Here is a 9,802-nt window from a genome sequence, read left to right as displayed (position 1 = left end):
TTGAAATTCATTCAATAGAACAACCCATAAAACAAGGACAGTTTAATGAAATGGCTGAGTTATGTTTAAAAACTCCAATCCCAATAGCTTTAGATGAAGGATTAATTGGTGTTTTTGATGTAACAAAAAAGGAAGAATTACTACAAATAATAAATCCGCAATATATTGTTTTAAAACCAAGTTTAGTTGGTGGTTTTAAAGGAAGTGAAGAGTGGATTCAACTAGCTGATAAACAAAATATTGGTTGGTGGGTTACTTCAGCATTAGAGAGTAATATTGGTTTAAATGCAATTGCACAATGGACCTATTCTTTGAATTCTAAAATGCCTCAAGGTCTAGGAACCGGAAGTTTATTTTCGAACAATTTTGAGAGTCCGTTAGAAGTTAAAAATGGACAACTTTTTTACAATATTAAAAAGAAATGGAATTTTAATTTACTATAAAATATGAAATTTATACAACAAGCATACAAAGGTAATAATGAGTGGTGGGCATATCTGGTAACCATAATTATCCTGTTTTTTGGTTGGCAATTTTTAGGTGTTATACCTTTAATTGGAACAGCATTTTATTATGCAGATGATATGAATGAGTTTATGACTTCAGCAAATGAAAATTTTGCAACCTTAGGAATCGATTCCAATTTGTATTTATTTTTAATTATTATAACCTTTTTAGGAGGTTTACTTTCGTTGTTTTTTGGAATAAGAAAGATTCATAATAGAAAAATAGCGACGTTAATTACCAGTCGTGAAAAAGTAGATTGGAATCGCGTTTTTTATGCTTTTTCAGTTTGGGCTATAATTGGAATATTAATGATTTCTATAGGATATTATATGGCTCCAGAAGATTATGTGTGGAATTTTAAACCTATACCTTTTTTTATTTTAGTAGTTATTTCAATGTTGTTTTTACCAGTTCAAACAAGCATGGAAGAATTATTGTTTAGAGGTTATTTAATGCAGGGTTTTGGTACTTGGTTTAAAAATTCGTTTGTTGCATTAATTTTAACTTCTGTTATTTTTGGTTTACTGCATGGTTTAAATCCAGAAGTTGAAAAATTAGGGTGGATTAGTATGGTGTATTATATTGGTACAGGTTTGGTTTTAGGGATTTTCACTTTAATGGATGAAGGAACTGAATTATCTTTAGGGTTTCACGCTGCAAATAATATAGTTGCAGCTGTATTTGTAACTACAAATTGGACTGTTTTTCAAACAGATGCGTTGTTAATTGATACTTCTGAACCTTCAGTTGGGTTTGAAATGTTTGTGCCAGTATTAGTGTTGTATCCTTTGGTTTTATTAATTTTTTCAAAAAAGTATGGATGGACAAACTGGCAAGAAAAGTTAATGGGAACAGTTATGAAACCAATAGAACTAAAAGAAGATGAATTTATAGCATAATTACTGTTATTACTGTAAAGGCATGAATCTTTTCAATTAGAACCAAATTATAAAATGAAAGCTAAAATTCTATTTCATAAAAATTTTAAATTGCAAGGAAGGTCATTTAGTTTAAAAGAAGAATTAATTGATTTTTCTTTTGAAATTTCTTCTGAGTTACAATTTTTTTTGAAACAATGGTTTAATAAAGAGAATTTTATTCAGGTAAATACATCGGGATCAACAGGGAATCCAAAGCTTATTCAACTTCAAAAGAAACATATGGTTAATAGTGCTTTGGCTACAGGCACTTATTTTCATTTACCCAAAAACACAAAAGCATTGTTGTGTATGTCTCCTAACTTTATTGCGGGTAAAATGATGTTGGTAAGAGCATTAACTTTGGGCTGGTATATAGATGTTGTTGAACCAACTTCAAATCCATTAAAGAATATAAATAAACAATATGATTTTTCTGCGATGGTTCCTTTGCAATTAAATAATTCACTTTCTGATATTTATAAAATTAAGAAATTAATTGTTGGAGGTGGAGCGGTTTCAAATGAATTGTTGAATAAAATACAAAATATAAACACAGAGGTTTTTGCAACTTACGGTATGACAGAAACCATCACTCATATAGCGGTAAAAAGATTAAATAACTTTAATTCAGTCATTTCGAGCGCAGTCGAGAAATCAAAAAATGATAAAGACGTTATTTTATCCAACCCTCTTTTTCATAATAACGTCATTGAGACTGAGACGAACCAATCTCATTATAATTTATTACCAAATATTAAAATTTCAAAAGATAATAGAGGTTGTTTAGTAATTGATGCACCAAAAGTATCAAATGAATTAGTAATTACAAATGATTTAGTTGAACTTATTTCTTCAACAGAATTTAAATGGTTAGGAAGGTTTGATACCATTATTAATTCAGGTGGAATTAAATTAATTCCTGAACAAATTGAAGAAAATTTCGCAAAAATTATTCCTCAACGATTTTTTGTTGCTGGGATTACTGATGAAATATTAGGTGAAAAATTAATTTTAGTAATTGAAAGCAGTAGTGATACTGTTTCAAGCGATGAGATTTTATTGAACATTAAAAACTTAAAATTAATAAATCGGTTTGAAATCCCTAAAGAAATTTATTTTATTGAACAATTTGTTGAAACACCAACAAATAAAATTCACAGAGCTGAAACTTTAAAGTTACTTTAAGAATTGTTTTGTAAAAGGGTATTTGTAAGGTTGCTTATTAAGAACTTTAATACTGTTTAAAACAATAATAATTGAACTAAATATTCCTAAAAATATTAATATTGGTAAACCTATAATTATAAGTAGTAATAGCGCTCCTATAAAAAGATATATCCACATTGTAATTTGAAAATTGATAACATCTTTAGCGTGTTTATCAATATCTTTCACTTCTTCTTTTTTCCAAAGCCAAATTAAAATTGGAGGGAAAAGAAATATAAATAACCCACTTAAATGAAGTAATGCTAATAAAGTAGTGTCTTCTTTTTTAGTATGCTCATATTGAAATGAAGATATTTCATTAAAATTTATATCTAACGCTTCAGCAATTTTCTCTAAAGTATAGGAGCGAGGATCTACTTCATTATTTTCAATGCGTTGTATGGTTCGTGTGCTAACATTTGTTTTTTCAGCAAGAATTTCTTGTGTTAATCCTTTTTGAATTCGTATTGCTTTTATTTTTTCACCTATTGTCATAATACTTGTTTTGAGAGATCAAAGGTATTTTATAAAGGTACTAATCAGCAACTACTTTTACACGACATTTACACGACATTCAAAAAAAGAGTATAGTTACTATTAGATATACCTGCTAAAAATTTTAAGAAGTATTAATACTTTAACAACAATTAAACCACTGAAAAACCAAATAGGTGTTTTTGTTGTTTCTTTTAATTCATAATATACCAGTTTAATAGTAGCTGGCATATTGCTTAATTTATAGGTTTCTTGGCAATGTGTGCAAATAGATTTTCCAGATTTTCCGCCAGATATAAATGGAATATGAACAAGGTGTTTATAAATTCCAAAAATTGAAATTTTTGTAGTGTTTTTAGAATTGCATTTTGGGCAAACTAAATCCTTGGAGGTTTCACTTTTTAAAACTGTTTTTTTTTTACCAGCTAAAACCATCAATTACATTTCCATTGAATGATATACATTTTGAACATCATCATCTTCCTCTAAACGTTCTAATAATTTTTCAACATCAGCTTGTTGCTCTTCATTAAGCTTAGAAATAGAAGTTGGAATTCTTTCAAAGCCAGAAGATAAAATTTCTATATTATTTTCTTCAAAATAACTTTGAAGTGCACCAAATTGCTCAAAAGGTGCATAAATGATAATCCCATCTTCATCATCAAATACCTCTTCTACTTCGTAGTCAATTAATTCTAACTCTAGATCTTCTAATTCAGTTGTAATATCTTCTTTTTTTAATGTGAAGGTACACGTATGATCAAACATAAAAACTACAGAACCAGAAGTACCTAGGTTTCCGTCGCATTTATTAAATGCAGCTCTAACATTAGCAACCGTTCTATTGTTATTGTCCGTTGCAGTTTCTACAATAATCGCTATACCGTGAGGAGCGTAGCCTTCAAATAAAACTTCTTTATAATGACTGGTATCCTTGTCAGCAGCTTTTTTTATTGCACGTTCAACATTTTCTTTTGGCATATTTGCTGCCTTTGCATTTTGCATTACAGCTCTTAAGCGAGAGTTTGTATCTGGATTTCCGCCTCCATCGTTAATAGCCATTACAATATCTTTACCAATTCTGGTAAAAATTTTTGCCATTGCGGACCAACGTTTCATTTTTCTTCCTTTTCTAAGTTCAAAGGCTCTTCCCATAATTTAAATATTATTTTAAGTGTTGCAAATGTAATTATTAGTAACTGTTTTTACAATAAATTTATACTTGAATAATTCCTAAATTAAAAGGTTTTTCGATAGGAGCATGGTTGGCTGCTTCAATACCCATGGAAACCCATTTTCTAGTATCTAACGGATTTATTACAGCATCAGTCCAGATACGTGCTGCAGCATAATAAGGTGAAGTTTGTGCATCATAACGTTTTTGAATGGATTCTAATATTTCTTGTTCTTTTTCTGAAGTAATTTTTTCGCCTTTCTTTTTTAATGAAGCAGTTTCAATTTGAAGTAAAACTTTGGCAGCTTGTTCTCCTCCCATGACCGCTAAACGAGCCGAAGGCCATGCTACAATTAATCTGGGATCGTATGCTTTACCACACATGGCGTAATTTCCTGCGCCGTATGAATTTCCTATAATAATAGTGAACTTAGGAACTACAGAATTACTTACCGCATTAACCATTTTTGCACCATCTTTTATAATGCCACCGTGTTCACTTTTACTTCCAACCATAAAACCAGTTACATCTTGTAAAAAAACCAAAGGAATCTTTTTTTGATTGCAGTTTGCTATAAATCTAGTTGCTTTATCTGCGGAGTCTGAATAGATTACACCTCCAAATTGCATTTCCTTTTTTGCGTTTTTCACAACTTTACGTTGATTGGCAACAATTCCAACTGCCCAACCATCAATACGTGCATAGCCGCAAATAATAGTTTTTCCATAGTCTTTTTTGTACTCTTCAATTTCAGAATTATCAACAATGCGTTTTATAATTTCATGCATATCGTATTGCTCACTTCTTGAAGCAGGCAATATTCCAAAAATATCTTTTGGATTTTCTGTAGGATTTTCAGCTTTAATTCTATTAAAACCAGCTTTGTCAAAATCACCAATTTTATCAATAATATTTTTAATTTTATCTAAAGCATCTTTGTCATCAAGTGCCTTATAATCTGTGACACCACTAATTTCACAATGAGTTTTTGCTCCACCTAAAGTTTCATTATCAATACTTTCACCAATTGCAGCTTTTACTAAATAGCTTCCAGCTAAAAAAATACTGCCAGTTTTATCAACAATCATTGCTTCATCACTCATAATGGGTAAGTAAGCTCCCCCCGCTACACAACTTCCCATAACGGCAGAAATTTGTGTAATTCCCATACTACTCATGATTGCATTGTTTCTGAAAATACGCCCAAAATGTTCTTTATCAGGAAAAATTTCATCTTGCATTGGTAAATAAACACCAGCACTATCTACTAAATAAATGATAGGTAATTTATTTTCTATTGAAATTTCCTGAGCGCGTAAATTCTTTTTCCCAGTAATTGGAAACCAAGCTCCAGCCTTTACGGTAGCATCATTAGCAACAACAATACATTGTTTCCCTTTAATATATCCAATTTTAACTACTACACCACCAGAAGGGCAACCGCCATGTTCTTCATACATTTTATCACCTGCTAAGGCTGCAATTTCAATAGTTTCATTATCATTATCAAAAATATAAGCAATTCTTTCTCTTGCAGTTAACTTTCCTTTTGCTTTATGTTTTTCTATGTTTTTTTCTCCACCACCTTTATAAACTTTTAAAAGATGCTTTTTAAGATTGCTAGTAAGAAGTTTATTGAAATCTTCGTTTTTATTGAAGTTTATATCCATTTATCTGTGTTATTTTAGTAGTGCTAAAGTACAAAATGAATGTTAATTAGTAGTAAATAATTACCATAGTAATATATACCTAGGTATATAAAAATATTTAATGTATATTTGCACTTTAAAATACATGCAAAACTAAAATTATGATGAAAACTATTGTAACAATTGGAGGAAGTAATAGCAAAAGTTCAATAAACAAATTGTTAGCCGAATATTCCGGAAGTTTGATAAAGAATGTAGAATTAGTCAAAGTTGATTTAAATGATTTTGAAATGCCACTTTTTTCAATAGATATTGAAAATGAACAAGGTTTTTCAGAAGGATTAAAAAAATTAAATGCAATTATTGATACTGCAGATGGATTTATAATTTCTTTAGCTGAGCACAACGGAGTCTATTCAACAGCATTTAAAAATGCATTTGATTGGTTGTCAAGAATTAACGGTAAAGTTTGGAGAGAAAAGCCTATGTTATTATTAAGTACTTCTCCGGGTGTTAGAGGAGGTCAAACTGTGCTTGATATTGCGTTGGGAAGATTTCCTTTTATGGGTGCAAATATTATTGGAAGTATGCCTTTTCCTTCTTTTTTCGATAATTTTAAAGAGAATGACATTACAAATTCAGAATTGAAGGAACGTCTTTTTGACCTTGCAATAAATTTTGAGAAGGCGCTATAGTTATGGGTGATATTGCTAAAGATATAAATTCAACATTTCCAAATGAAAAAGTGAAAGCTTTAATCAATATTAAATATACTGCAAATTGGTTGGATGCTATTGAAAATGAAATTTTAAAGCCTTATCAGATTTCAGTTCAGCAATATAATATTTTAAGAATTTTACGGGGTGCTAAAAAAGAAATTCCGGTAAATACAATTAAGGAAAGAATGATTCAAAAGTCTCCAAATGCAACACGTTTGATGGATAAATTATGTGATAAAAATTTTATTGAAAGAACGCGTTGTGAAAATGATAGGAGAGTTGTATTTATTAAAATCTCTGAAAAAGGATTAAAAATATTAGATAAAATTGACAGTAAAGAGTTTGAAAATCATATGAATGCAATAACAGAAGAAGAAGCCAAATTGTTAAATAAATTACTAGACAAAATTAGATAGGTCATGAAAAAAATAATTCACAGAGCTAATGATAGGGGTACCGCAGATCACGGATGGTTGAAAGCTAATTTTTCGTTTAGCTTTGCACATTATTACAATCCTGAAAAAGTAAATTTTGGAGCATTACGTGTTTTAAATGATGATATTATTAATTCAGGAATGGGTTTTGGAACACATCCTCATGATAATATGGAAATTATTACCATTCCGTTAGAAGGTGCTTTAAAGCATAAAGATTCTATGAGTAATAAATGGATTGTAATTGAAACAGGTGAAGTTCAGGTAATGTCAGCAGGAACGGGTTTATTGCATTCTGAAATGAATAATTCTTCTTCTGAACCTATTAATTTGTTTCAAATATGGATAATTCCTAATAAAAGTGGGGTTTTGCCTCGCTACGATCAGCAAAAATTTGATGCTTCAGAACGGAAAAACAAATTACAACTATTGGTTTCTTCAATTGATGATGACAATGAAGGAAATCTTAAAATTCATCAAGATGCTCTAATTTCAAGAATAGATTTGATGGAGAATTCTGAATTTAAATACATTTTAAAATCTGAAAATCATGGTATTTATGTGATGGTTATTAGTGGTGAAATTAATATTGAAAATAAAACTTTAACAAAACGTGATGCAATTGGGGTTTTCCAAACGGAAAGTACATTATTAAAAGCTTTAAAAAACACTGAATTACTTTTTATTGAAGTTCCAATGCTATTTTAAAAACAATATTTGATGTGAAATTATAATATAAAACTATCTTTTGTTTAAAATTTTCATCATTTCAATAGCTGCTACTTTTCCTTTTTCTTTCACAAAATCTCTTGGGGTTTCATCACCTATTTCATAGGTTACTGCTGTTGCTCCAAAAGTTGTTAAAAACCAGCCTTTTGAAACGGGCTGTGTACTATCTTCTCTAATTTCATTTGGTGTGTAATTTGGAAAAGCAGCATCAATAGCACCAAACCATTCATCATAAAAATGTGGAATTGTTGTTCCCTCCATAGTGTGACTGGTATAGTATAAATCTTCTTGAGTTGAGTGGAAATCAATACCAATTACAACTTCCCCATCTGATTTATTAGCTGTTTTTACAATTGCTTTTGTAACGGCTTTCACTTCGGGTTGTCTATAATAACCCCAATCTCTATTTAAATCTATTCCATTAGCGTTGTGTCTCCAGTGACCAAGATCAACACCATCTGGATTTACAATTGGAAAAACCAAAACTCTATATTTAGAGAAAAATTCTTTAGAGATTTCAGAATTTGTTAAAATGGTTTTAAAAAAACTTTGGAATGCCATAAAACCAGTGATTTCTGGTGGATGCTGACGTGAAATAAGCACAACAATATCTTTTTCTTTTGCATCTCCAGTATATAAATCAAGCATTGGTAAAGGTTTTCCTAAAACTGATTTCCCAATAGTTTTGTAATGAACTAAGTTGGGATTTGAACTTATTATTTCAGAATACCATTTTTTTGTATCTATAGAAGTAATAATTTCTTGTGCGGCAACTGTTAAAGGTTCTTTTGTCAATGCTAATTTAATTGTATATAATGAATCTACTAAAAATATATCATCATTTGAAATTGGAGTCCAATCAGTTGCATTAGTTTTTAATTTTGGAATATATCTATGCTCATAATCTTTTGGGTATTTAAATTGAACATGCATATTTTTAGGTGTTTCAGACCAAATTTTAAAAGCATAATAAGCGCTATTATTTATTGGAGCATTTTCAGGATAAATTGAAACAGCTATTAAAGTATCGTTTATTTGTTCAACATTATTTAATCGAGCCCCATCAAAATCATTTGATATTTTAATATCCATTTTTTCTAGATTATAAATTTTCTTAGGTTGAGAAAATATTTTTTTACTATTGGTGTCAAATGGTTTTTCTACAATTACGGGCTTTACAATATTACAGTTTACTAAAGTAATTAATAAAAAAATAAAACTTAAAAACTTTATTGTGGGGTTAAATCTAATTGAAATCATGGTGTTGAATTATTAATTTTGGATACAAATTTATTAATTTTTGATGAAGTAGTTTGATTTAAATTGAAGTCTAAATTTTTATTATGAATAATCTTTAAATATTTGTTTAACAGTATCTGAGATAGCATCATTTTTTGCTTTTTTTAGCAATTCAGTAGCTTCACAAAATCGAACTTCGCAATTTGAAATTGAACAACGTTCACAAGTAACTCCTACTTGTTTTATAGTTATTTTTTCTTCATTTAAAAACTTTAATTTACTTGTTAAAAGTGGGGAAATTAGCAAACCAATGCTAATGCTTCTATTATGATTCTCTTTAAAGGGATCTGAAGTGGCGCTTGAAATTACTAAATATTTTAAATTATTGTCAGGGTATTCAGAGATTTGAACTTCTGAAATCATTTTATTTTTAGTGACTTTATTTAATAATTCAATTGAAATCCACCTTCTACAATAATGTTCATGAGTTTCATTAGCTGTTGGCGGTTGTTGTTGGGTAATATGTAATTCTTTAGATAATTGATATCTATTCTCATTATTTTTGTTCGTAAATCGTAAAAAAAATAAATTTTTAAGATGAAAAGTTTTTGGTAAAATATTAGTTAAGCGTTGATAATAAGTTTCAGGTGAATCTGTAAAACGAGTAATCATTTTATTAAAGGTGTCTCCATCCCAAGTTTCAGTATTAAAAAATGTTTTCAGTTGTTT

Annotated in this window: 11 protein-coding genes and 1 pseudogene; 6 read left to right on the top strand and 6 right to left on the bottom strand. The window is 29.4% G+C overall.

Annotation, left to right across the window (positions count from 1 at the left end; all coding sequences use genetic code 11):
- The 3 genes from ABY863_RS10915 to ABY863_RS10905 form a co-directional block, all read left to right on the top strand.
- Positions 1-443, top strand: a 443-nt coding sequence (locus tag ABY863_RS10915) for an enolase C-terminal domain-like protein (RefSeq protein WP_372794730.1), incomplete at its 5' end; no start/stop codon positions are given.
- A 3-nt stretch (positions 444-446) separates the two neighbouring features.
- On the top strand, positions 447-1,406 hold the full coding sequence (locus ABY863_RS10910) for a lysostaphin resistance A-like protein (RefSeq protein WP_372794728.1): 960 nt from the start codon (positions 447-449) through the stop codon (positions 1,404-1,406).
- A 54-nt stretch (positions 1,407-1,460) separates the two neighbouring features.
- On the top strand, positions 1,461-2,612 hold the full coding sequence (locus ABY863_RS10905; RefSeq protein ID WP_372794726.1) for an AMP-binding protein: 1,152 nt from the start codon (positions 1,461-1,463) through the stop codon (positions 2,610-2,612).
- Here ABY863_RS10905 and ABY863_RS10900 read toward each other — a convergent pair.
- The 4 genes from ABY863_RS10900 to ABY863_RS10885 form a co-directional block, all read right to left on the bottom strand.
- Entirely contained in the window at positions 2,604-3,128 is a 525-nt protein-coding gene (locus ABY863_RS10900; protein WP_372794724.1) for a DUF4870 domain-containing protein, read from the bottom strand. The two genes, ABY863_RS10905 and ABY863_RS10900, sit on opposite strands and share 9 nt — an antisense overlap.
- Before the next feature lie 102 nt (positions 3,129-3,230).
- Positions 3,231-3,563 (bottom strand): hypothetical protein, encoded by a 333-nt coding sequence (locus ABY863_RS10895; protein WP_372794722.1) that lies wholly within the window; start codon positions 3,561-3,563, stop codon positions 3,231-3,233.
- A 3-nt stretch (positions 3,564-3,566) separates the two neighbouring features.
- Positions 3,567-4,283, bottom strand: coding sequence for a YebC/PmpR family DNA-binding transcriptional regulator (locus ABY863_RS10890; RefSeq protein ID WP_372794720.1), 717 nt, complete (start codon positions 4,281-4,283; stop codon positions 3,567-3,569).
- Between the two features lie 61 nt (positions 4,284-4,344).
- Positions 4,345-5,973: an acyl-CoA carboxylase subunit beta gene (locus ABY863_RS10885; protein ID WP_372794718.1), complete on the bottom strand. Its 1,629-nt coding sequence runs from the start codon at positions 5,971-5,973 to the stop codon at positions 4,345-4,347.
- 140 nt (positions 5,974-6,113) lie between these two features.
- Here ABY863_RS10885 and ABY863_RS10880 point away from each other — a divergent pair, with 140 nt between their 5' ends.
- From ABY863_RS10880 to ABY863_RS10870, 3 genes are read left to right on the top strand one after another with little or no spacing between them, the layout of a single operon-like run.
- Positions 6,114-6,647, top strand: coding sequence for an NADPH-dependent FMN reductase (locus ABY863_RS10880; RefSeq protein ID WP_372794716.1), 534 nt, complete (start codon positions 6,114-6,116; stop codon positions 6,645-6,647).
- 2 nt (positions 6,648-6,649) lie between these two features.
- Complete coding sequence (locus ABY863_RS10875; RefSeq protein ID WP_372794714.1) at positions 6,650-7,087, top strand: MarR family winged helix-turn-helix transcriptional regulator; 438 nt, start codon at positions 6,650-6,652, stop codon at positions 7,085-7,087.
- Between the two features lie 3 nt (positions 7,088-7,090).
- On the top strand, positions 7,091-7,813 hold the full coding sequence (locus tag ABY863_RS10870; protein ID WP_372794712.1) for a pirin family protein: 723 nt from the start codon (positions 7,091-7,093) through the stop codon (positions 7,811-7,813).
- A gap of 33 nt (positions 7,814-7,846) precedes the next feature.
- Here the strand turns inward: ABY863_RS10870 and ABY863_RS10865 are convergent, their stop codons facing one another.
- The gene (locus ABY863_RS10865; RefSeq protein ID WP_372794710.1) at positions 7,847-8,926 is read right to left on the bottom strand and encodes a M14 family metallopeptidase; all 1,080 of its coding nucleotides are present in this window, start codon (positions 8,924-8,926) and stop codon (positions 7,847-7,849) included.
- A gap of 249 nt (positions 8,927-9,175) precedes the next feature.
- Positions 9,176-9,802 (bottom strand): annotated as a pseudogene (locus ABY863_RS10860) (DNA-binding protein); the annotation flags it as partial.

Origin of the sequence: Lutibacter sp., assembly GCF_041562875.1 — a bacterium.
Classification (GTDB): domain Bacteria; phylum Bacteroidota; class Bacteroidia; order Flavobacteriales; family Flavobacteriaceae; genus Lutibacter.
The sequence above is the reverse complement of the archived record's forward strand: the minus strand, read 5'-3'. Positions and strand labels throughout refer to the sequence as shown.

Coding starts and splice junctions, on each gene's coding strand:
- ABY863_RS10885 (WP_372794718.1), bottom strand. CDS start 5,973: ATGGATATAAACTTCAATAAAAACGAAGATTTCAATAAACTTCTTACT.
- ABY863_RS10890 (WP_372794720.1), bottom strand. CDS start 4,283: ATGGGAAGAGCCTTTGAACTTAGAAAAGGAAGAAAAATGAAACGTTGG.
- ABY863_RS10905 (WP_372794726.1), top strand. CDS start 1,461: ATGAAAGCTAAAATTCTATTTCATAAAAATTTTAAATTGCAAGGAAGG.
- ABY863_RS10895 (WP_372794722.1), bottom strand. CDS start 3,563: ATGGTTTTAGCTGGTAAAAAAAAAACAGTTTTAAAAAGTGAAACCTCC.
- ABY863_RS10875 (WP_372794714.1), top strand. CDS start 6,650: ATGGGTGATATTGCTAAAGATATAAATTCAACATTTCCAAATGAAAAA.
- ABY863_RS10865 (WP_372794710.1), bottom strand. CDS start 8,926: ATGGATATTAAAATATCAAATGATTTTGATGGGGCTCGATTAAATAAT.
- ABY863_RS10910 (WP_372794728.1), top strand. CDS start 447: ATGAAATTTATACAACAAGCATACAAAGGTAATAATGAGTGGTGGGCA.
- ABY863_RS10900 (WP_372794724.1), bottom strand. CDS start 3,128: ATGACAATAGGTGAAAAAATAAAAGCAATACGAATTCAAAAAGGATTA.
- ABY863_RS10880 (WP_372794716.1), top strand. CDS start 6,114: ATGATGAAAACTATTGTAACAATTGGAGGAAGTAATAGCAAAAGTTCA.
- ABY863_RS10870 (WP_372794712.1), top strand. CDS start 7,091: ATGAAAAAAATAATTCACAGAGCTAATGATAGGGGTACCGCAGATCAC.